The sequence below is a fragment of the Rhizobium sp. USDA 3886 genome (assembly GCF_056279785.1).
Map to the genome: position 1 here is coordinate 443,799 of NZ_JBWCDC010000001.1, position 21,631 is coordinate 465,429.

25 protein-coding genes are annotated in these 21,631 nt (G+C 60.1%); 9 read left to right on the forward strand and 16 right to left on the reverse strand.

Annotated features, from left to right (window positions below):
- Positions 1 to 98 precede the first annotated feature (98 nt).
- A complete protein-coding gene (locus ACZ9BX_RS02210; RefSeq protein ID WP_476215439.1) occupies positions 99 to 719 on the reverse strand; it encodes a 50S ribosomal protein L25/general stress protein Ctc in 621 nt (206 codons plus the stop codon).
- 309 nt (positions 720 to 1,028) lie between these two features.
- Between ACZ9BX_RS02210 and ACZ9BX_RS02215 the strand changes: the two genes are divergently transcribed.
- The 3 genes from ACZ9BX_RS02215 (at position 1,029) to ACZ9BX_RS02225 (ending at position 5,284) form a co-directional block, all read left to right on the forward strand.
- The gene (locus ACZ9BX_RS02215; RefSeq protein WP_476215441.1) at positions 1,029 to 3,134 is read left to right on the forward strand and encodes a putative bifunctional diguanylate cyclase/phosphodiesterase; all 2,106 of its coding nucleotides are present in this window, start codon (positions 1,029 to 1,031) and stop codon (positions 3,132 to 3,134) included.
- A gap of 95 nt (positions 3,135 to 3,229) precedes the next feature.
- Positions 3,230 to 4,696: a hypothetical protein gene (locus ACZ9BX_RS02220; protein WP_476215443.1), complete on the forward strand. Its 1,467-nt coding sequence runs from the start codon at positions 3,230 to 3,232 to the stop codon at positions 4,694 to 4,696.
- 102 nt (positions 4,697 to 4,798) lie between these two features.
- Complete coding sequence (locus ACZ9BX_RS02225; protein ID WP_476215445.1) at positions 4,799 to 5,284, forward strand: 2'-5' RNA ligase family protein; 486 nt, start codon at positions 4,799 to 4,801, stop codon at positions 5,282 to 5,284.
- Between the two features lie 63 nt (positions 5,285 to 5,347).
- Here the strand turns inward: ACZ9BX_RS02225 and ACZ9BX_RS02230 are convergent, their stop codons facing one another.
- The 7 genes from ACZ9BX_RS02230 to lgt all read right to left on the reverse strand — a co-directional run bounded on the left by ACZ9BX_RS02230 (position 5,348) and on the right by lgt (position 11,913).
- Positions 5,348 to 5,845: a Kazal-type serine protease inhibitor family protein gene (locus tag ACZ9BX_RS02230; RefSeq protein ID WP_476215447.1), complete on the reverse strand. Its 498-nt coding sequence runs from the start codon at positions 5,843 to 5,845 to the stop codon at positions 5,348 to 5,350.
- A gap of 88 nt (positions 5,846 to 5,933) precedes the next feature.
- Positions 5,934 to 6,866 (reverse strand): ribose-phosphate pyrophosphokinase, encoded by a 933-nt coding sequence (locus ACZ9BX_RS02235; protein ID WP_027508417.1) that lies wholly within the window; start codon positions 6,864 to 6,866, stop codon positions 5,934 to 5,936.
- 105 nt (positions 6,867 to 6,971) lie between these two features.
- Positions 6,972 to 7,793: a hypothetical protein gene (locus ACZ9BX_RS02240; protein ID WP_476215449.1), complete on the reverse strand. Its 822-nt coding sequence runs from the start codon at positions 7,791 to 7,793 to the stop codon at positions 6,972 to 6,974.
- 98 nt (positions 7,794 to 7,891) lie between these two features.
- Positions 7,892 to 9,043 (reverse strand): M24 family metallopeptidase, encoded by a 1,152-nt coding sequence (locus ACZ9BX_RS02245; RefSeq protein ID WP_476215451.1) that lies wholly within the window; start codon positions 9,041 to 9,043, stop codon positions 7,892 to 7,894.
- Positions 9,044 to 9,047: 4 nt separating this feature from the next.
- The gene (gene pgeF / locus ACZ9BX_RS02250; protein WP_476215453.1) at positions 9,048 to 9,842 is read right to left on the reverse strand and encodes a peptidoglycan editing factor PgeF; all 795 of its coding nucleotides are present in this window, start codon (positions 9,840 to 9,842) and stop codon (positions 9,048 to 9,050) included.
- Positions 9,843 to 9,942: 100 nt separating this feature from the next.
- Positions 9,943 to 11,043 (reverse strand): class I SAM-dependent methyltransferase, encoded by a 1,101-nt coding sequence (locus ACZ9BX_RS02255; RefSeq protein WP_476215455.1) that lies wholly within the window; start codon positions 11,041 to 11,043, stop codon positions 9,943 to 9,945.
- Positions 11,044 to 11,064: 21 nt separating this feature from the next.
- Positions 11,065 to 11,913 (reverse strand): prolipoprotein diacylglyceryl transferase, encoded by an 849-nt coding sequence (gene lgt / locus ACZ9BX_RS02260; protein ID WP_476215457.1) that lies wholly within the window; start codon positions 11,911 to 11,913, stop codon positions 11,065 to 11,067.
- Positions 11,914 to 12,105: 192 nt separating this feature from the next.
- Between lgt and ACZ9BX_RS02265 the strand changes: the two genes are divergently transcribed.
- From ACZ9BX_RS02265 to ACZ9BX_RS02280, 4 genes are all read left to right on the forward strand, one after another.
- On the forward strand, positions 12,106 to 12,366 hold the full coding sequence (locus ACZ9BX_RS02265; RefSeq protein WP_027508423.1) for an accessory factor UbiK family protein: 261 nt from the start codon (positions 12,106 to 12,108) through the stop codon (positions 12,364 to 12,366).
- A gap of 393 nt (positions 12,367 to 12,759) precedes the next feature.
- Positions 12,760 to 13,260, forward strand: coding sequence for a type III secretion system chaperone family protein (locus ACZ9BX_RS02270; protein WP_027508424.1), 501 nt, complete (start codon positions 12,760 to 12,762; stop codon positions 13,258 to 13,260).
- Position 13,261: 1 nt separating this feature from the next.
- The gene (proC, locus tag ACZ9BX_RS02275; protein ID WP_027508425.1) at positions 13,262 to 14,080 is read left to right on the forward strand and encodes a pyrroline-5-carboxylate reductase; all 819 of its coding nucleotides are present in this window, start codon (positions 13,262 to 13,264) and stop codon (positions 14,078 to 14,080) included.
- Between the two features lie 11 nt (positions 14,081 to 14,091).
- Positions 14,092 to 14,433, forward strand: coding sequence for a tRNA-binding protein (locus ACZ9BX_RS02280; RefSeq protein WP_476215461.1), 342 nt, complete (start codon positions 14,092 to 14,094; stop codon positions 14,431 to 14,433).
- Here ACZ9BX_RS02280 and ACZ9BX_RS02285 read toward each other — a convergent pair whose 3' ends face one another.
- Genes ACZ9BX_RS02285 through ACZ9BX_RS02300 form a run of 4 tightly spaced genes read right to left on the reverse strand, consistent with a single transcriptional unit; the run spans position 14,434 to position 17,570 of the window.
- Positions 14,434 to 15,015, reverse strand: a complete 582-nt coding sequence (locus ACZ9BX_RS02285) for a DUF1349 domain-containing protein (RefSeq protein WP_476215463.1) — start codon at positions 15,013 to 15,015, stop codon at positions 14,434 to 14,436.
- 7 nt (positions 15,016 to 15,022) lie between these two features.
- The gene (locus ACZ9BX_RS02290; protein ID WP_476215465.1) at positions 15,023 to 16,399 is read right to left on the reverse strand and encodes an ATP-binding protein; all 1,377 of its coding nucleotides are present in this window, start codon (positions 16,397 to 16,399) and stop codon (positions 15,023 to 15,025) included.
- Positions 16,400 to 16,427: 28 nt separating this feature from the next.
- Positions 16,428 to 17,126, reverse strand: a complete 699-nt coding sequence (locus ACZ9BX_RS02295; RefSeq protein ID WP_027508429.1) for a response regulator — start codon at positions 17,124 to 17,126, stop codon at positions 16,428 to 16,430.
- A complete protein-coding gene (locus ACZ9BX_RS02300) occupies positions 17,127 to 17,570 on the reverse strand; it encodes a MarR family winged helix-turn-helix transcriptional regulator (protein WP_051336468.1) in 444 nt (147 codons plus the stop codon).
- Positions 17,571 to 17,863: 293 nt separating this feature from the next.
- On the opposite strand from ACZ9BX_RS02300, the gene ACZ9BX_RS02305 reads away from it, so the two are divergent.
- Entirely contained in the window at positions 17,864 to 18,757 is an 894-nt protein-coding gene (locus ACZ9BX_RS02305) for a branched-chain amino acid aminotransferase (protein ID WP_476215467.1), read from the forward strand.
- Positions 18,758 to 18,806: 49 nt separating this feature from the next.
- Here ACZ9BX_RS02305 and ACZ9BX_RS02310 read toward each other — a convergent pair whose 3' ends face one another.
- The gene (locus ACZ9BX_RS02310) at positions 18,807 to 19,073 is read right to left on the reverse strand and encodes a hypothetical protein (RefSeq protein WP_132561448.1); all 267 of its coding nucleotides are present in this window, start codon (positions 19,071 to 19,073) and stop codon (positions 18,807 to 18,809) included.
- A gap of 169 nt (positions 19,074 to 19,242) precedes the next feature.
- Positions 19,243 to 19,851 (reverse strand): DUF1236 domain-containing protein, encoded by a 609-nt coding sequence (locus tag ACZ9BX_RS02315; RefSeq protein WP_132561450.1) that lies wholly within the window; start codon positions 19,849 to 19,851, stop codon positions 19,243 to 19,245.
- 279 nt (positions 19,852 to 20,130) lie between these two features.
- Between ACZ9BX_RS02315 and ACZ9BX_RS02320 the strand changes: the two genes are divergently transcribed.
- A complete protein-coding gene (locus ACZ9BX_RS02320) occupies positions 20,131 to 20,775 on the forward strand; it encodes an MBL fold metallo-hydrolase (protein ID WP_476215471.1) in 645 nt (214 codons plus the stop codon).
- 70 nt (positions 20,776 to 20,845) lie between these two features.
- Here the strand turns inward: ACZ9BX_RS02320 and ACZ9BX_RS02325 are convergent, their stop codons facing one another.
- Entirely contained in the window at positions 20,846 to 21,259 is a 414-nt protein-coding gene (locus ACZ9BX_RS02325; protein WP_476215472.1) for a BA14K family protein, read from the reverse strand.
- 146 nt (positions 21,260 to 21,405) lie between these two features.
- Positions 21,406 to 21,621 carry a cold-shock protein gene (locus ACZ9BX_RS02330; protein WP_027508436.1) on the reverse strand — a complete coding sequence of 72 codons (216 nt, stop codon included), beginning with the start codon at positions 21,619 to 21,621 and terminating at the stop codon, positions 21,406 to 21,408.
- Positions 21,622 to 21,631 lie beyond the last annotated feature (10 nt).

Genomic DNA, 21,631 nt, shown 5'->3' on the forward strand with positions numbered 1-21,631 from the left:
TGTGTTAAATGTTGCTGAAGTAAGCTCGCGCCTAAATTGAAAAGGCCCGCCTTCCAAGAGGAAAGCGGGCCTTATGATTACGAATTGGTGTATGCGGATTATGCTTCCGCTTCGCCTTCGCCTTCGCCTTCAGCCGGAGCTTCTTCTTCGACACCAGCGGCCGGAGCAACGATCGTGGCGATCGTGAAGTCGCGGTCGATAACCGTGGTCACCCCCTTCGGCAGGGTGACTTCGGAGATATGGATGCTGTCGCCGATCTTCTTACCGGTGAGGTCGATATCGAAGAATTCCGGGATCGCATCAGCCGGGCAATGAACTTCGATGGCGTGGCGAACGATGTTCAAAACGCCGCCGATCTTCACCTGCGACTTCTCTTCGTTGATGAAGTGAACCGGGATTTCGACGGTGACCTGCGTGTTGCCGGAGACGCGGAGGAAGTCCACGTGCATCATGAAGTCGCGAACCGGATCGCGCTGATAGTCCTTCGGCAGAACCTTGTACTTCTGGCCGCCGACGTCGATCGTCGCGACAGTGGTCATGAAACCACCGGCATGAATGCGCTTCGTCACCTCGTTGGTGTTGAGAGCGATAGAAATGGGGGCCTGCTTATCACCGTAGATGACAGCGGGAATCAAACCGTTGCGGCGAAGTTCACGGGCGGACCCCTTACCAACCCGTTCGCGCGCCTCGGCCTTGAGCTCGTAAGTTTCCTGGCTCATGGCTATTCCTTTCGAGGTTATTTGGAGAGTCTCCGCCAGGCATCAGCCTTCCGGTGACTGGAGGGGCGTTTAGGCCTTCCTCATCCGCATTGCCTCCAAGGGTGTCTGCGCGGACGCGTGCGCTATAGTATAAGTGAAGCGGAAACGCAAGCTGACGCAACCTCTACATCTTGAGTTGCCGTCCATCGGATGGCGGTTGCATTTTCTATGGATTGTTTAACCATCAAAGTACGTCACTCCCCGGAATTAAGGAATCCTACGCAGCGAGACAATAATGATGGAGCCGATATCAATGTTCGGTTTTTCTAAATGTTGCGCGTTATTTCCTGCATCACGGTCGAGCACAGCTTTGACGGTCTTATATTTGCGACGATCATCTGCTTGCTTGGCTCGCTGCTCACGATGCGGCTGTTTACCAGGGTTCGTCGCACGCAGGGGCTTCAGAGGGTCAACTGGCTATTCCTTTCAGGCTTCGTCGGCGGCTCGACCATCTGGACGACGCATTTCATCGCGATGCTCGGCTACCGCTCGCCGGTCATGAGCGGCTACGATCCCGGCCTGACGCTTCTCTCGCTGTTTATCGGCATGGTCGCGACGATGCTGGGCTTCACGATCGCTTCCATGTCGCAGAAGAGTGCGCTGATCGAAGCCGGCGGCGCCATCGTCGGGCTCGGCGTCGCGCTGATGCACTACGTAGGTATTGCGGGATTTGAAGTCGGAGGCGATCTGGTGTGGCAGACGTCCTATGTCGCCGCCTCGCTTGTCTTTGCCGGTATCTTCGGGGCCGCCGCAACCAACCGCGTCGCCCGCCCTTCGACGCGCTTTTGTAGACACGGCTCGGCCTTGGCGCTGGTTCTTGCGATCGTGCTGACGCATTTCACCGGCATGGCCGGCCTGTCGATCATGCCGGATCCGTCCGCAGCCGTGCCGGCCGAATTGATATCCGTCGGTATCATGACCGGTCTGGTTGGTGCGATAATGGTGATTATCCTCGTGCTCGGCGCTTCGACTTACATCATCGATATGCAAACGACACAGGCCGCCGTCGCGCGTTACCGGCATCTGTCGCTGCACGACCCGCTGACCAACCTGCCCAATCGCGCCGCATTCAACGAGCATTTGGCCAGCCTGATCAACAGGCCGAAGGACATGACGGCCCATATTGCCGTTCTCTCCTTCGATCTCGATCGCTTCAAGGAAATCAATGACGTTCACGGCCATGCGGCCGGCGACGCGGTTCTCCGCATCGTCGGCGCGCGCCTGCGCGGCATCATGCAGATGTCGCAGTTCGTGGCGCGTGTCGGCGGGGACGAATTCGTCGCCGTCATGGACGATTACTTTGTCCGGTCCGATGCTAGGGCGCTGGCGCAGCGTGTCCTCGATGAAATCGAGAAGCCGATCGCATGGGATGGCATTTCGCTTTCGGTCGGCTCCAGTGTCGGCATCTCGACCTATCCGGGGCAGGCCGAGACGATCGACGACCTTCTCTCACAGGCCGATATCGCGATGTACCGGGCGAAATCGACCGCAACCAACACCATCTGCTTCTATGATCCTTCGATGGACCAGGCTGCCCGTGACCGCAATGCGCTTGCGATCGAGATGCGCGAAGGCCTCAGGAGAAATGAGTTCGAGCTTTTCTACCAGCGGCAGAACGATACCGTCACACGCGCGGTTCTGGGCTTCGAGGCGCTATTGCGCTGGAACCATCCGGTACGCGGCAGCATCTCGCCGGTAGAGTTCATTCCGATAGCGGAGCGGACGGGCTTCATTCTGGAACTGGGCGAATGGGTTCTCCGCAGGGCGTGCCAGGAGGCGGCAGGCTGGAAGAATCCTCTGCGCATCGCCGTCAACGTCGCGCCGCAGCAGCTCAGCGACAACCGGTTGCCGCAGATCATCCACGAAATCCTCCTCGATACCGGGCTTGCCGCGTCACGCCTGGAAATCGAGATCACAGAATCCGGCATCCTTGCCGACCACCAGCACGCGCTGCACGCTATCCGGCGCCTGAAAGCGCTCGGCGTGAAGGTCGCGATGGACGACTACGGGACGGGTTATTCGTCGCTTTCGACGTTGCAGAGCTTTCCCTTCGACAAGATCAAGATCGACCGCTCCTTCGTGGATGGCATCGTAACCAACAAGCAGTCGGCCGCGATCGTTCGCTCGACGCTGATCCTCGCCGCAAGCCTCGACATCCCGGTGCTGGCCGAAGGCGTCGAAAACGAACAGCATATCGATTTCCTTCGCCGCGAGGGCTGCCTGCAAGTGCAAGGATTCCTTTTCGGCAAGCCGGTGCCGCGTTCGGGGATCGAGGAGATCGTTAACGCCGCACCTGCCGCCAAGGCAGAGGCTGAGACCTCCGTCATCGAGGGGACGGCTGAGGAAGCGCGCCCCGGAGCTGCAGCCGCGGCCTGAGCAAAACATTCATCGCGCGCCAAGCCGGCTGGCTTGACATCCGCGCGCGCGCATTCTCACATGGCCGCCGATCGATGCGGCGGAGGAGCACATCCATGCGGTACAGGCTGATCACGGCGGCAAGCGCCGTTGTTCTCGGATTGATGACGGCAGTTCATGCCGCCGAGATCAACCAGGATGGCGCAAATGCCATCCGCGACCATCTCAACAACCTGCTGCCCGAAGATATCGCAAAGAGCGGTGTCGTGGCCGTCAATCCGGCTGGCACGCGTTACGAGATCATCTACGATCTGGCCAAGCTGCTTTCCAAGGTCAATCCGGCGGATTTCACGATCGGCGGCCTTAAGCCAATTTCGATGTTCGCCACGCCGCAGGACAACGGGCTCTGGAATGTCGAAGGCGACAATAGCTTGAACGTTTCCGGTCATTTCAAGGGACCGGACCAGAAGCGCACCGAGTTCACCTATTCCATCGCCTCTCTGGCCTATACCTCCATCTTCGATCCGGCGATCAGCTATTTCCGCTCCGGCGACTTCAGTGCCAAGGATATCAAAGCCACGTCAGCGACCGATACCGAACAGGTCAATGCCAGCGTTGGCGACGTGAAATACAAGCTCACCTCCGCCGATAGCGCTGCCGGCAGGATGGACTTTGCGGTGAACGGCACTTTGACGGCCTTTGCCGAGCAGGTGAGCGGGAAGGAAATGCCGCCGGTCCACATCACTGCCGATGCCATCGATTTCGACGCCAGGGTCAATAGCCTCCCGGCGAAGGAGTTGAGGGACATTGTCGTCTTTGCGCTCGACCATGCCGAGGAAAAGCAGATCAGCAAGGAGAACGAGGAAAAGCTGAAGGCTATGCTGCGCGACGCTTTTCCCCTGATCTCTTCGCTCGAAGAAACCATCGATCTCCACAATTTGGCTGTCACAGGTGCTGCCGGTGGCGGTGGCGCGAAGAGCTTCGGTTATCGCCTGACAGTCGACGGGCCGAGCGACGCGACACGGCTTGGCGTTGCAATGAATGCTGCCGACGTGACATTTGACAGCCCGATGGTTCCTGCCGCCTATTCCGCCTTCCTGCCGCAGGCAGTCGATGTGCAGTTCGGCATTCCGGATATGGATTTTGCGGCTTTCGGCGATGAATTCATGAAGCTCGATTTGACCAAGTCGCGGGAAGAAGGAGAGGACGCGGGCAAGAAGGCCGTGGAGCGGCTTTTCCGCGATGGGAAGTTTGTGATGGACTTTCCGAAGATCAGTGCCAAATCAGGCGTCTACGATATCGATATGTCCGCAAAGGTCGAGAGCCGCCTCGATGCCGGCAAGGATGAGTATGCGCTACAGGCCTCCATTCTGGCGCGCGACTACGACAAGACCATCGCCGCGGTCCAGGAACTCGCCAAGGCCAATCCCGAGCTCAATCAGGCGTCCTTCGGAATGCTAATGGTCAAGGGTTTCGCCAAGACCGACCCGGACGGCCGTCAGCGCTGGGACGTGACGGTCAGCCCCGACGGTTCGGTGACGGTCAACGGCCAGCAGATCAAGGGACCGGATAAGCCGGAATAATATTGCCGAACATCGGGCGGCAATTGCTTATCAAGGCGCTGATGTTGGAGACGCTCGGCCGTGCCTCACGGGATAAGCCTGAAATGCTCGAACGAAACTGCATTGCCGATAGTCGAGCTTTGGCACGAGGCGGCGACGTTCGAACCTGCTCCGTCGATGAAGGCGCTAAATTATCCGCCTCATATCACTTTGGCGATTTACGAGGATTTCGTGCCTGATGAGAGTATCGGCGTGCTCTCCAGAATTTTTGGTACTCAGCCTGCAGTAACAGTGACCTTTTCAGGTATTCGTTATTTCCAAAACGAGTTCCTAGTATTATGGGCGCGTCCGGTATCGAATGACCGGCTGCTGCAGCTTCACGCGGCCATCCATAGCGAAATAGACCCGACACTCTGTCGTGAGTACTATCGCCCCAGTTGCTGGGAGCCTCATTGCACGATTGCTATGAAGGTCCCCAGGTCCATGTTCGAGCCTGCCATCAATTGGGCAGAGGAAAAACGGGCCGAATTTTCCGTTACATTCGATGCGGTGGATATCGTGCGGTTTCCGCTGGTCGAGGTGTTGAGCGAGGTCAGGTTGACTCCATAGTCACTGCTTCTGGCATTTTCAAATCGCTTTGGTAAGCGGCGACGGCTGCATGAGCGCCGATGATCAGACGCGGCACTCGCCGCCGCTGATGATCCGGAAGCCTGCATTGCCTGCCTCGCAGGGATTCGGGAAGGTCTGGGTCTGGCGGCCGCGCTGGCCGCAGACAGGCCTATATTCCCGCGTGCAGATGCCGCCTGGGCGTCCTGGACCGTCAGGCCTGTCCGGGCGATCCGGCCAGTCGGGGCGGCCGGGACGATCCGGTTCGGGGCGCGGGAAGGGCGGCGGTTCGCGGCGGCATTCGCCGCGGCCGACGATCATGAAACCGCTGTTGCGGGCCTGGCAGGCATTTCCGAAGGTTTGAAGCCGGCCGCCGCGTTCGCCGCAGACCGGCGCATATTCCATGGTGCACATCTGCTGTTGGGGTGGCCACGGACGGGGCGGCGGACGCGAATAACCAGGATCGACATCGACCGTGCAGGCGGAAAGCAGAGGAATCAGCGCGAGGAGCGCTGAGCGCTTCGAGCTTGCTGAATGTCTAGCTATCCTAATGATTTCCGTCATATCGCTCCCCGTACAAATCACTGAAGGCAGCCTAGCGGATGAAGGCAAAAATACAACCCTGCCTATTTTTTACCGGCGAGCGAAACTCTCAGTCGAAGAGGCTGGAAACGGATTCTTCCTGACTGGTGCGGTTGATCGCTTCGCCGATGAGGGTCGCGGTCGTGATGACGCGGATATTATGCGCCGACTGGACGGCGGTGGTCGGCTGAATGGAGTCGGTGATCACCAGTTCGCGCAGCTTCGACGACGTGATGCGGGTGACCGCGCCGCCGGAAAGAACGCCGTGGGTGATGTAGGCGGTGACGCTTGCAGCACCCTGGGCGAGAAGCGCATCGGCGGCGTTGCAGAGCGTGCCGCCGGAATCGACTATGTCGTCGATCAACAGGCAGTCCTTGCCTTCGACTTCGCCGATAATGTTCATGACTTCGGATTCACCCGGGCGGTCGCGGCGCTTGTCCACGATCGCCAGAAGACAGTCGAGGCGTTTGGCGAGCGAACGGGCGCGGACGACGCCGCCGACGTCCGGCGAAACGACCATGACGTTGCTGATGTCGTAATTGGCCTTGATGTCGCGCGTCAGCACCGGAACGGCGTAGAGGTTATCCGTCGGGATATCGAAGAAGCCCTGGATCTGGCCGGCATGCAGGTCGAGCGTCAGCACGCGGTCGGCGCCAGCCTCGGTGATGAGGTTGGCGACCAGCTTGGCGGAGATCGGCGTGCGCCCCGAGGCGCGGCGATCCTGGCGGGCATAACCGAAATAGGGAAGAACGGCCGTGATGCGGCGCGCGGACGAACGGCGCATCGCGTCGATCATGATGAGCAGTTCCATCAGATGATCGTTCGTCGGGAAGGAGGTTGACTGGACGACGAAGACGTCTTCGCCGCGGACGTTTTCCTGGATTTCGACGAAGATTTCCTGATCGGCAAATCTTCTGACGCTGGCCTTGCCCAAGGGCACATTGAGATAGGTGCAGATCGCTTCGGCGAGATGCCGGTTCGAATTGCCTGCGAAAACCTTCATTTTGGCCCGCCTGTTGTCCGCTGATAGCCGCGCTTTTTAGCCAGCTTGCTTCCGAATGCAAGCGCAAAGGCGCCACAGGCTTTGATATTTGTAAAAAGCCTGTTTCTAACCGTCGCGCGTCTGCCGCCACGAATTGAATTCGGTGATCGTTTTCGTGGCGATCTGCTGCATGACGGAGGCGGGAACGCCGGCCCAGGGATCCTGTGCCGCGGAAGGCACTTTTTCCTGTCCCTGGATGCGGTGCAGGCGGGCGCCACTGCCGTCGAGGATATCCCACACGTAAACGACGGTCACGTCGCCCTCATCGGTAAAGGCGGAGAGGTAGCCCTTCAGGATATAGTCGCTGCTGGTGTCGTTCGAACTCTTGATCGAGAGACCGTGCGAGCGCGCCTCGGCGCCAAGCTGGCGGGAAAGCGGCGTTACTGCCTGAACGGGAGCGCCGATAATCGGCAGGAAGCGGACGGTGCTGCCGCGGATTGCGGACGAGGCGGCAGGATCGATTGCGGCAACCTGTTGCGGCTGGCGGGCAGGGGCCTGATTGCCCATGTCCTCTTCTTCCGCCTGCGCATTGGAAACCGGTTCGGGAAGCGCCTGGCCTTCGGCAGGCTGCGGAGCGGCGGGGGACGCGCCGCGCCGGGCAAGGGCATCGGCCTGCTCCTGCATCGTCGTCGGCGGTGCGCCGGGGCCGGATCTGGAGGTCTGATTGTTGTAGGCCGGGTGATAGCCGGCCTGGCGGGATTCGCCAGCAAAGGCCCGCTGTGGCTCGGCGCCTGCCATTCGTTCAACTTCGCGCTGGGTGACAGGTGAGGAACGGCCCTGCGACGAGTCGCCGATATCGACTTGCGGCGTCAGCGCATCGGTGGTGTTGCAAGCGGAAAGCGCGGCCAGGCAGGCAAGGAGCATCGGCGCAGTCTGAACTCGCGTCATCGCTGTCGTCGTCCTTCCCTCGTTCGCATCAGCCCCGCTGATTTATGGGGGCGGGGGCTGTCCGCTGTCAATTCCGGATTCTTGCCGGTGATTGCCCGTCATGCGCCGATGAAGTCGAGCGAGTGGCGGGAAAGCGTGCGCGGCGCATGCTCCGTCGTCAGGTAGGTCTGGCCAAGCGTCATGGCCGTTCCGGTATCGGAATCGGCGATGATCATGTGCACGAAGAGCGACATGTTCGGCTCGATCGGTTGCGGATTGCCGACATGAAACATCTGATGTTCCATCCAGGACGGCGCGAAGCGGGCGCCGAGGGAATAGCCGCAGGCATTCAGCCGATGCCGGGCAAGCCCGCGCTCGTCCATGATCTTCGCATGCATGTCGAAGACGTCGCCGAAGGTGTGGCCGGGTTTCAGCACGGTTTCGATCGCCTGCAGGTTTTCCAGGCAGGCGTTATAGAGTTCGCGATGGCGGTGTGTCGGTTCGCCAATCACGATCGTGCGCATCATGGCGGCGTGATAGTGGGCATAGGTGCCGGCCCATTCGAGCGTAAGCTGGTCGCTCGCATCGAGCTTGCGGCGGCCGGCCTTGTAGCGGCAGAGCAGGGCGTCCGCGCCGGAACCGATGATGTACTCGTTGGCTGGATAATCGCCGCCGCCGGAAAAGACCGCTCCCTGCATGGCGGCAAGGATATCGGCCTCGTCTGCGCCGGGCTTCGTCAACTTTATCGCCTCATCCAGTGCGTCGTCGGCCAGGGCTGCGGCACGCTCGACATAGGCCACCTCCGCCGGGCTTTTCACGAGGCGCAGCCTGCTGACGAGGTATGAGGCGTCGGTGATCTGGCCGAAGGTGGAAAGCTGGGCATCGAGCAAGTGGGCGATGCGCCCGGTCATGCCATGGGTGTCGTATTCGACGCCGATGCGCGCGCCGAGCAGATCCATGTCGACCAGCAGGTTCCTGAGGTCGAGCGTCGGGTCGGCATTGACGCGATCGACCCAGACGTGGATGTCTTCGAGGATCGACGTGTGTTTGGCCTGGCGAAGGTCCGCCGAGCGGGTGATCAGCGACATCGTGCCGTCGGCCTTGACGATCAGCGCCTGGAAGAAGCAATAGCCGAAGGTGTCGTAGCCCGTCAGCCAGTACATGCTTTCCTGCGCGAAGAGCAGGACGGCGTCGAGCTTTTCCGCGCGCATCTGGTCGGTGAGGCGGGTGAGCCGGCTTGCGAATTCGGCTCTTTCGAAATGCAGTGCCATTCGGTCAAATCTCCCTGATGCTGATTGCTGAAATCTGGCGGCCGTAATCCGGCTCTTTATTATGTGTAGTGCGCCGGTACGAGAAAAAACGCTCGTTGTCCGGATAGGTGCAAATACCAAGGCTTTCGGCGCGCACGCCGGCCTTCCGCAGCCGGTCGACGGTCAACGCCGGAAGATCGAACATCGCATGGGCGGGCTTTCCCGACGGAATGAAATAGCGCTTGTAGGACGAATCTTGTTTGACGAAACGCTCAATGAATTCGGGGCCGACTTCGTAGCTTGCCTGACTGATCGAAGGGCCGAGGCAGGCGACGATAGCCTGGCGCTTCGCTCCGAGCCTTTCCATTGCTGCAATGGTGTTTTCCAGGACGCCGGTCAGTGCGCCTTTCCATCCGGCATGCGCCGCGCCGATTACCCGGTTTTCCGGGTCGACGAAGAGGATCGGGCCGCAATCGGCGGCAAGAACGCCGAGCACGATGCCGGGTGTTGCCGTAACCAGTGCATCGGCTTCGGGGCGCGTGCCGTCATAGCTGCCGTCGACGGTGACCGCATCCGGCGAATGAACCTGATGGACTGTCGCGAGCCTTTCCAAGGGCTGTCCGAACCAGGCGGCAACGCGGCGGCGGTTCTCCATCACCTTTGTGCGGTCGTCATTCGAGCCAATTCCGACATTCAGGCCGCGATAGAGCCCTTCCGAAACGCCGCCTGCGCGCGTGAAATAGCCGTGGCGGATCGCTTCGCCGGCCGCTTCGTTCAACAGCGCGCTTTCAATCGGTGCGGGAGAGGCCGCGTCTTGCATCAGTGATTCCGGGGTGTTTCGAACGGTGCCATTGTTCGCCGGTCCGCCCGGCGAAGCATTGTTGATTGCGCCGGATGTTGGCCCAGGGCCGAGCGTCCTGTCAATCCACGGGGCGGAACGGCATGAGATCGACGACCGGATAGGAGACGGCCATCACCTTGAAAAGCTCACCCATCCGGCCTTCGCCGGAGCCGGCCAAACGGTCGACCGCGCTCTGGATGATCTGCTGGGTGCGCGGTTCGCGATCGCGACCGAGAGCGGCGGCGCGCTCGAGAATGCCGAGGCCGATCAGGAAATCGCCCTGATGCAGCGCACCGTTGAGATGCAGCCCTGCGGCGACAGCGGTTTTTGCAAGATCTTCGAAATCCACATGGCTCGTCAGATCCGCTTCACCGGGATGGGCAAGCGGCGGATCGAACTCGTGCATGCGCACGGCCTGCAGCGTATCACCGAAGCCGGTGACGAGGTGTCCGTAGTCGATTGCCAGCGCCGTGCCGCCGAAGGCCCTCAAGCGATCGCAGATGGTGATCATCACGGCCTGCCGGGCCGGTGAAATCTCAAAGAGCGTGCCGGCCGGCACGGCCTGCGGCGATTCGGGTAGCAGTGCCGGATCGATGCTGGCGATCCCGGCAGCGAATGCCAGTTCGCCATCCGCGTCGAGGCCAACCATGCGCTCGCGAAAGCCGGTCGACGTCTTGACGAATTGGCGGATCGGAATGGCGTCGAACAGCTCGTTTGCCGCAATCACCGTGAAGCCCGGCGGCACCTCCTCAAAATCGAAATGCCAGCTGATCTTGCCCTCATGTGCGACAAGCGTCTGTTGCTGGATGTCGCGCAGGCGTTCGCTCGTTTCGACGAGATGAACGGTCATGTTCTCGAAAAGCGGCGGGGCGAGGCGCTCGATGACGCGCAGCATATCAGCCATCATTGTCCCGCGGCCCGCCCCGATTTCAACGAGGCGCACGCCTGACGGGGTGCCGTGCCGCTGCCAGGCGTGCACAACGAAGACCCCGATCATTTCGCCGAAGAGCTGGCTGACTTCGGGCGCGGTAACGAAATCTCCGGACCGGCCGAAGGGCTCGCGGGTGCGATAGTAGCCGTATTCCGGATCAGCGAGGCAGAGCGAAAAATAGTCCGTGACGCTGATCGGCCCGTTCGCCTGAATGATCGCCTTTATCTTTTCACCGAGTGCGGTCATCATGATCGTACCGTCCTGACAGGCTCAATGCTGCAAAGCGGCCTGGCGGAGGGCCCGCGCCATCGCCCAGATTCCGAGCAGCACCATCGGGAAAGAAAGGACCATGCCCATGGTGAGCCAATTCGTGCCGAGTAGGTAGCCGAGCTGCGCATCCGGCTCCCGGAAGAACTCGACCAAGATGCGCGACAGCCCATAGCCGCAGACGAAGACCCCGGTAACGAGTCCAGGTGCTTTCAGCGCCCGGAATCCATAGACGAGAAGGGCAAGCGAAAGCAGCAGCACGATGCCTTCGAGGCCCGCTTCGTAGAGTTGGCTTGGATGGCGTGCAAACGGCCCTCCGGTCGGGAAAACGACTGCCCACGGCACATCCGTCAGCCGTCCCCAAAGCTCGCCGTTGACGAAGTTTGCGATGCGGCCGCAGAACAGGCCGATCGGCACCACGGCGGCGGCGATGTCGAAAAAGCTCCAGACCTGAATGCCGTTGCGGCGCGCAAAGACGATCATGGCGATCGTCGTGCCGGTGATTCCACCGTGGAAGGACATGCCGCCGTTCCAGATTTCGATGGCGCGGAGCGGGTTCTCGATCACGGACGGCAGATCGTAGAAAAGGATATAGCCGATGCGGCCGCCGAGAACGATGCCGAGGGCTGCCCAGACGATGAAGTCGTCGATCTGCGCCTTGGTGATCGGCGAGGCATTGCCCGGCCAGAGCTCATCGTTGCCGGCGATCTGCCGGGCATAAAGCCATCCGAGCATGATGCCCGCGACATAGGCGAGGCCGTACCAGTGAACAGCCAGCGGGCCGATCGAAAAGGCGATCGGATCGATATCCGGAAAGGGCATGATCGAAAGAAGATTGGCTGCAGTCGGCAAGGCTTTTCCACCCGTTGATGTGCGCGGAACATGGCGTTGCGATACGAAGCGGTCAAGTCGATTGTGAGGCGGAGCATGCCCCGTGGGGGCTTATCCAGAGCAAAGCGCTTGCATCCTTAACGGCAAAGCCCTACCTCCTTTCTAAGGCTTCAGGCCTATCAAAATCATGTGGTGGGAAGGAGAAAAACCGCCATGACGAGTGGAACAAACCGCATCATGGACGAATTCGCCAAGCTGATGACGGATGCAGCGGGCGCCGCCCAGGGTGTACGCAAGGAAATCGAGACCGCCTTCAACGCTCAGGCCGAGCGCTGGCTAAACACCATGGATGTGGTCAAGCGCGAGGAATTCGAGGCCGTCCGCGAAATGGCGATCAAGGCTCGCGACGAAAACGAAGCGCTGCTTGCCCGCGTCGCTGCGCTTGAAGCAAAACTTGCCGCAAGAACGAAATAAGTCTCATTCAGGCACAAGTGCGGTGTGCCGCATAAGCGGCACGTCGCCTCTTCGACAAAAAAACAGGTGCCGTTTTCCACCTGTGGACACTGCCAAAAAAGCCAATACGCAGAGTCGTTTACAACCTCCTTCTGAAATCAAATTCCGAACGGCTGTCCACAGTACCTTTCCGGAAATGGCCGGAGAGGGGCTGGCTTGTCACCGGGGGCGTTATACACTGATTTTAAATGATGATTCGAAGCGGACATTGGTAAGCTCCGGGCAGGTTCACTGCGTTAGGTCTGGCAGCGGTTCAACGAACATCCGAGTGGTGGTTCCGGTATTTGCGTGTGTCTTTTCTTGTGTTCGTAAACCCAAGTTCAGTCGCATTCATTCCGGTCAAGAAGGTGCTGCATGAGCCTTATGGAATTGGAATTCGAGCGTCAGTCGAACCCGGTCGATATGATCGAGTACGTCGCCGCCAACAACGACTGGGCGTTTGAGCGGTCGGGCGAGGACGAGATCGCAATGACGGTCGAGGGGAAGTGGGCCGATTACCACGTTTCCTTCTCCTGGATGGAGGAATTCGAGGCGCTGCATCTCGGCTGCGCTTTCGACATCAAGGTTCCGGAGGCCCGCGTCAACGAGGTCACCAAGCTCTTGGCTGCGATCAATGGCCAGGTTCTGATGGGCCATTTCGATTTGTGGCGGCAGGAAGATGTGATCATTTTCCGGCAGTCGCTGCTGCTGGCGGGCGGGGCCGAGCCGACGAACCGTCAGGTGGAAGTTTTGCTTTCCAGCGCCCTCGATACCTGCGAAGCTTACTATCAGGCGTTCCAGTTCGTCATCTGGTCCGGCCTGGATGCCGCCAAGGCTATGGAAGCAGTCCTCTTCGAAACGGTCGGCGAAGCGTAAAATGTCACCATCGTCTTCCGATACAGTCGTTCTCGTCGGCGCCGGCAATATGGGCGGCGCGATGCTCTCCGGCTGGCTGAAGAGCGGTGTTCCGGGATCCTCCGTTGTCGTGATCGATCCGGGTCCGTCACCCACGATGATGAAGGTCATCGGCGATGCGGGCGCGACGCATGCCTCAACCGTTCCCGCCGGTCTGAAGGCGGATGTCATCTTCCTCGCGGTGAAACCGCAGGTGATGGAAACAGTCCTACCGCCGGTGAAGAGCGCCGTCGGATCCAAGACGGTGGTCGTTTCAGTGGCTGCTGGCAAGACCCTGGCTTTCCTCGAAAAGCATCTCGGCGAGGCCGCTATGGTTCGCGCCATGCCGAATACGCCCGCCATGATCGGCCGCGGCGTCACCGGCGCATTCGCCAATGCGCGCGTCAGCGCCCGGCAGCGTGATCGCGTTCATTCCCTTCTTCGCGTCTCTGGTCCTGTCGAGTGGGTCTCGGCCGAGTCCGATATCGATGCCGTGACGGCATTGTCCGGCAGCGGCCCGGCTTATGTGTTCTATCTCGTCGAGTGTATGGCAGAAGCAGGCCGTAAACTTGGCCTGCCGGCGGACCTCGCCATGCGTCTTGCGCGGGAAACTGTCGCGGGGGCTGGTGAACTCCTACACCAGTCCCCCGACGACGCCTCGAAGCTTCGCCAGAACGTCACGTCGCCTGGTGGCACGACGGCCGCGGCCCTTTCCGTGCTGATGGCGGAAGAGGGCATGCAGCCGCTGTTCGACAAGGCTCTTGCAGCTGCCCGCAAGCGTGCCGAAGAACTGGCCGGTTGAAGGGCATCGCGATGGCTGAGGAAGTCACCTATGCCGATTTCGAGCGTGTGGACATTCGTGTCGGCACGATCATTGAGGCCGAACCCTTTCCGGAAGCCCGAAAGCCAGCGGTCAAGCTGCTGATCGATTTCGGCCCGGAGATCGGCGTCAAGAAATCCTCGGCGCAGATCACCGTGCACTACACGCTGGAAAACCTCGTCGGCCGCCAGGTTCTAGGAGTGGTGAATTTCCCGCCACGCCAGGTCGGGCCGTTCCGCTCGGAGGTCCTGACCCTCGGCTTCGAGGACGAAGCGGGCGCGATCGTTCTCGCCGCGACAGACAAAGCGGTGCCGAATGGCAAGAAGCTGATGTGATCAGTGAATGTCGCGCGAGACCGGATCGGTCAGCGTAAAATCGTGAAAGACGGCCTCGAAGCCTGCGCGCTGCGGCGAGCAGAATGCCGGGCCGACCATCACCTCTTCAATCGACGGATTGAACCAGGCAAGGCGCGCCATGCGCCATTCGCTGATCCGGTCGGTCCGGTACTGAATAAAGAGCGCGTCCTTGTTGCGGGTCACGCGAAGGGAGAGCCGTTCGAATTCATGCTCGATGCGAAAGGCCGACCAGTCGGAATTGCCATTGGTGACGACGGTGCTGAAGTGCTTTGCGCCATCGGTGTATTCGACCCCGCATTTTATCCAGCGTGCTGAATCCGCACGGACCATCAGGCCGGCCTGGTCGTAAAGTTCCTGATAGCGGCCTGAGAATGTCACTTCTGCCGTGAAGTCGCCCTTGCGCCGGTGATGCAGGAAATGACCGTCGTCGCGATGAAAGCCGTAATAGGTACCTTGCCAGAAGTCTGTCTTTTTGCCTGATCGGACGTGCAATGCACCCTCACGAAGCTCCGCCAGGGGCGGAGAATTGAGCCAGATCATCTCTTTCGGGTCGATCGCCATCTGGACCTCACGCCGGGATGCGGATGGTGGCGCGGAGGCCGCCGAGAGGACTGTCGCCGAGCGTGACGTTGCCGCCGTGGCTGCGGGCGATGTCGCGGGCGATGGCAAGGCCGAGGCCGGTGCCGGAAGCGTCCAGATTGCGCGCTTCATCGAGACGGAAGAAGGGCTTGAAGACGTCCTCGCGGCTTTTCTCGGGAATGCCGGGGCCATCATCATCGAAGTTCAGCGTCAGCCATTTCGCACTGTGCTTTACTTCAATGTTCAGCGTATTCGCATAGCGGCGGGCATTGGAGGCGAGGTTAGCCACCAGGCGCGTGAATGCGTTCGGCCGAACCAGGACTTCATCTTCGCCTTCGATCGAATAGCTGAGCGTCTTTTCGTGCAGGGCGAAGTCCGTTTCGATCTTTCCGAGCAGTTCGCTGAGCTTCAGTTCTCCGACATCCTCTTCGATCTCGGTGCGCGCAAAGGCCATATAGGCCTCAAGCATCGATTGCATGTCGTTGACGTCGTCATTCAGGCCCTGGAGTTCGGGACTGTTACCGGCAAGGGCTAGCTGCAGCTTGAAGCGGGTCAGCACCGTGCGCAGGTCGTGACTGACGCCGGTCAGCATCGCGGTTCGCTGTTCGATCTGCCGTTCGATGCGTTCGCGCATCAGGATGAAGGCAAGTCCAGCGCGTCTGACCTCGTCGGCGCCGCGCGGATAGAAGTCATCGTGTTTATGTCCCTTGCCAAAGCTCTCGGCGGCTTGCGCGAGCGTCAGGATCGGCCGAATCTGGCCGCGCAGGAAGAGGATCGATACGCCGATCAGCACGAGAGAGGCGCCGACCATCCAGACGATGAAGATATGCGTGTTCGACGCATAGGTTTGGTTGCGCTTGGTCAAAACGCGCAGAATCTTGGCGTCCAGCTTTATCCGGATTTCAACGAGGCTCGAATCTCCCACGGTGTCGATCCAGTAGGGCCGCTTGATCTGGTCGCTGATCTCATCGCTCAGGATGCCATCGAGGATGGAGAAGAACGGCTTTTCGCGCGGTGGCGGCAGTTCTCCATCGGGCTCGATCGAAATCTGCAGGTTCAATTGCTCGCGGGCGATGCGCGTGGCTTCGCTGAAATCCGCATCCTGCGGATAGGTTTCGATGATCTGAATGATCGCCGCGATATCGCGGGTGACGGCCATCGACAGGCGCTGCGTCACCATTTGCCAATGGCGCTCCATGAAGACCGCGGCGACGACGGACTGCAGCAGCACCATGGGAATGATGATGATCAGCAGCGAACGGACGTAGAGGCCGGTCGGCAGACGGCGGCGCAGCCAGCGGCCGAACCCTTTCCATCCGGAGGCTGGCGAGCGCTCTTCGCGGCGTAGGGAGTCGAAAGTCACCATCACAGTCGCGATCCTGACGTTGAGGCCATCAATCGATGCTCAGCCTGTATCCTATACCACGAACCGTCTGCAGCCAGACAGGATTTGCGGGATCGTCCTCGATCTTGCGGCGCAGCCGATTGATCTGCACGTCGATCGTGCGCTCGCCGACGTCGACGTCATTGCCGATGAGCTCGTGGCGCGGAATGGTATCGCCGGCACGCCTGGCAAAAAGCAGCATGATCTCCTGCTCGCGGTCCGTGAGGCGGATCACTTCCGTCGCCTTCTTCAGTTCCTTGCGAGTGAGCGAGAAAGTGTACGGGCCGAACATAATCTGCTCGATTTTCGGCGCGTCGGAGGCGTTGCGGCGCAGGATATTGTTGACGCGCAGCACCAGTTCACGCGGATCGAAAGGCTTCGAGAGATAATCGTCGGCGCCGGCTTCAAGTCCCGCGATGCGATTGTCGGACTCCGCGAGCGCTGTCAGCATGATGATCGGCACGTTTTTGATGGCGCGCAGGCCGCGTGTCACGTCGATGCCGGATTCGCCCGGCATCATCACGTCCATGATGATGAGATCGAAGTCGAGCCCGGCAAGCTTGCGTTGCGCCTCGGCGCCATCCGCAGCCACGGTCACCCGGAAGCCGTTCTCCGTCAGGTAACGGTTCAAAAGAGCGCGGATTCGGGTGTCGTCATCGACCACCAATAGATGTGCCGCGTCATCCGAAATGATTGTTTTTCCCGCCATTCAACCCGCTTTCGTTGTTTGTCTGTCCCTCATACCCCTTAGAAATGCCTTTACGCTTTCGCGCACCTCCGGAGCGGCACCGTCGAATGCTCTCTCAATGCGGCGCGATTGCGGCTCCGCCAGAGCGAGCGCCAGTTCGCGCCCGGTCTTTGTCGGATATAGCTTACGCTGGCGCCGGTCTTCAGGCCCCGCAACCTGACGAATATACCCCGAATCGATCAGTTGTTTGAGCACTCGAGCGAGGCTCTGTTTGGTAATCTTCAACGTATCCAGAAGATCGGCAACGGTCATGCCCGGTTCACGGTTAACGAAATGCACCACCCGGTGATGGGCCCGGCCGAAGCCGCTCTTTTCCAGGATCGCGTCCGGATCGGAGACGAAATCGCGATAGGCAAAAAAGAAGAGCTCGATGATCTCGAAATCGATGATGCCGGTGTTTTCCATCGGCGCGGCCAACGGTTCGGATTTGGCTGCTTTCGAGCTGGTCTGTCGTGCCGCCACGTCATTTCCTTTCTCGTTCTGCGCGCCCTGCGAAACTATAGCAAAGATATGTCAGCTTTGTTGACATAATTTTGCGCCGCTGTTAGCTTCCCCGGACTTTGCGGAGGCGGGCGTTTGTTCGAAACCGGCCCGTCTTCCCTCCCCATACAACGCATATTTTTCCCCACTGCGCAGTGGATAAAACGTAATATGGGCAACAATCAACAGGTATGGCGTGAGCGCCGGAGGATATGAGAATGGCTTCAGTTCCCTTCGACCAGCTGGATGGGGAAATCTGGTTCAACGGCGAATTCCTGCCTTGGAAGGACGCGAAGATCCACGTGCTGACGCATGGTCTGCATTATGCGAGCGCGGTCTTCGAAGGCGAGCGTGCCTATGGCGGCCGGGTATTCAAGCTGACGGAGCACAATCAGCGTCTTCACAAGTCCGCGGAAATTCTTGGTTTCAAGGTGCCTTACCCGGTCGAGGAACTCGATGCGGTAACGATCGAACTCTTGAAGCGCCAAGGTTTTTCCGAGGCCTATGTGCGGCCGATCGCCTGGCGCGGCAGCGAAATGATGGGGATCTCGGCCCAGTCGAACCGCATCAATGTCGCGATCGCCATCTGGCAGTGGGGCAGCTACTTCAATCCTGCCGAAAAGCTCAAGGGCATCCGCCTCGACATCGCCGAATACCGGCGCCCCGACCCGATGACCGCGCCGGCTTCGTCAAAGGCTGCCGGTCTCTACATGATCTGCACCATTTCCAAGCATGCCGCAGAGGCAAAAGGCTACGCGGACGCGCTGATGCTTGATTACCGCGGCCAGGTCGCCGAAGCGACGGGTGCCAACATCTTCTTCGTTAAGGACGGCGTTATCCATACGCCGCTTCCGGATTGCTTCCTGAACGGCATCACGCGCCAGACGGTGATCGAGCTTGCCAAGCGCCGCGGCTATCCAGTCGTCGAGCGCGCGATCCAGCCGGAAGAGCTCTCGGGCTTCAGCGAATGCTTCCTGACGGGCTCTGCCGCGGAAGTGACGCCGGTCTCTGAGATCGGCCCTTATAAGTTCGCGCCGGCGACGATCTCCGAGACGCTGATGAACGACTACATGAAGGAAGTGTATCCGGCGGCGTCGATCGCGGCCGAATAACCTCGACAAGGAAAGCCCGGCCGCGCCTTCCGCGCGCCGGGCTTTTATATTACCGCGCCCGCGCCATCACCATTCCGACGATGGTCGACAGGATACCGCCGCCGATCAGGCCGCCGATGCCATCGGCAATTAGTCCGGTCAACGCCGCTTCGCCGCCGACCATGCTGAGAAGCATGCCGCCGCCGACGCCGCCAATTGCACCAGCGATCGTCCGGGCGACGACGCTGACCGCCTGCTGTTTCAGTGCCGCGCTCGCGGCATTGCCGCCGACGGCGCCGGCAATCAGTTGCGTGATGAGCGGAAGTAACGCTTCCATGATTTCCCTCCATATGGCGATCGATGCGAATCGCCTGCACATCGCTCCCTGCGACGTATTAGAATTTTATCATGTCCTGGAGGGAAAGGGGAGCTAAAAACAACCCATGCGAGAGATTCGGTATTTAAAAGGCTAGCGAGGCGATCTACGGACCGCCTCGCGCCATATCTCATTGATAGACGTAGACAATGCGGCGGGTGCCTGGATCGACGAGGACGGGTCGGTCATTGATGCGGACGTAGCGATACTCGTAGTTCGGAATCTCCTGGAACGTCACGCTCTCCGGAACCGCGGCACCCACGACGACGTCGCCGCCCAATTGAACTGTCTGCGCCGGTGTGGTTTCGATATAGGTGCGGACCGTCTCAGGCGGAGTTATCGCCTCCACGGAGCCGACGGGACCAAGCAGTTCGTCGCCCGGTGCGGGATCGGCAGGGATGCTTGCGGTCGATTCATAAGTCACGGTCGGGACGCCAAGCACCGCTTCGTTCTCTTCGACAATGACGGGATTGCCGTCGCGCAGGACCTGCAGATATTCGGCATAGACCCAGCCGCGCATGCCGTTCACATCGACGCGGCACCAGCGGCTGCCCTGGATACAGCCGTCGAGCAAGGCGGGCGAACCGCGCGTTGCGACGCCCACCGAGGGATACTGCGGGCCAGGCCCGGAACGCACATTGAGGTCATTGATGGCCGTCGCGGTCATTTCCGCATGGGCGAAGCCAGCGCTCGCGGCGAGCACGGCGCCTGCCAGGAAAAGATGTCTCGTGAAGGTCATTCTTTTTCTCCTTGCTTTTTGCTGGAGTGAAACGCTCCGTTCACCATCTGGTTCCGCCTTTCGAGAGGTCGGGTTGAAAACCGGATTCACCAGAACGCCTCAAGACATTGAAAGTTAACAATAAAGATTAATGCTGCGTGCCATTTTCTGCTGCGATGAACAGTTGTTACGAGGCGTCTTGATAGCGTGAGTCAGTGTGAGGATCGCCAAAAAAGCGGCTAGCTTTGGCGATCTTTCCGGCTATATCGAAGCAGGCAGAGAGACCAAGCGAGGCATATCATGGGCATGCTCCAGGCCGGCGTCATTCCGGTAACACCCTTCCAGCAGAACTGCACGGTTCTCTTCGATCCGGACACGAAGGAGGGCGTGGTCGTCGATCCGGGCGGCGATGTGTCGGTCATTCTCAAAGCGCTCGAGGAGAACGACCTCGTCATCAAGGAGATCTGGCTGACACACGGGCATCTCGATCATGCCGGCGGCGCCAAGGAACTCAAGGAAGCGCTCGGCGTCGATATCGTCGGTCCGCACGAGGATGATCGGCCGCTGCTGGAGCGGATCGAGATACAGGCGCAGAAATACGGCATCACCGGTCTGCAGAACGTCGTGCCGGATCGCTGGCTGAAGGATGGCGACAGGATTTCCTTCGGTAGCCATGAGTTCGAAGTTTATCACACGCCCGGCCACGCGCCCGGCCATGTCATCTATTTCAATCGGGCCCAGAACTTCGCGCATCTCGGCGACGTGCTCTTCAATGGCTCGATCGGCCGAACCGATCTGCCGGGCGGCAATCACCAGCAACTGCTGGATTCGATCCGCGACAAGGTGCTGCCGCTCGGCGATGACGTCGGCTTCATCTGCGGGCACGGCCCCGGCAGCCGCATCGGCGACGAGCGACGCAGCAACCCATTCCTCAGCGGCATCTGATCTCGTCAAATGGCCAAAACAAATGCGCCGCTCGATGAGCGGCGCTTTGCGGTTCGAGGGGGTTCGCGGATCAGCCTGCGGTGCAGAAGTGCTCGCGGCCGTCGTTGCCGACAAAGGTGCCACTGCTCGGATCGAAACTGCGGTAGCGGTAAGAGCAGTAGCGCTCCCACTGCGGCGTCCAGGGCTCGATCTCAGCGCGGACAGGGGCGTAGTAACGCGGCGGTGCGCGGTAAACCGGCACGGCTTCATATTCCGGCTCATAGGGCGGATCGATATAGCGCGGCTCTTCATAATAGCGCGGCTGATTGGCGATGGCCGAGCCGACGATCAGGCCGGTTGCAAGGCCGACCGCGCCGCCGACAAGCGCTGCGTCGCCATTGCTGTGGCGATGCCAGCGGTCACGGGCGGATGCTTCGCCGATTACAGAAAGGGTGAGGGCTGCGGCAGTAGCTGTCAGAAGAAGTGTCTTGGCGAGCCTGTTCATGGTCATATCCTATTCTTGGAACCCCGTGAGCGGTTCCTGCGCCGTGATGATGACAAGATAGTGGCGGCTATCTGAACGGACGCTGAATGATAAAACCCGGCATAGCTGCCGGGCCTCAACTCGAATTAGGCGGTCTTGTTGAGGCTTCAGCCGTCAATCTGCAGATTGACGGCCTTGGGCCCCTTGCCGCGGCGATCCGGCTCCGTGTCGAAGCTGACCTTCTGATTTTCGGTCAGACCGGCAAGGCCCGAAGCCTGAACGGCGGAAATGTGAACGAAGATATCGGCGCCACCCTTGTCCGGCTTGATAAAGCCAAAGCCTTTGTCGCTATTGAAGAATTTAACTGTGCCAGTCTCGGCCATGCGTCAGGTC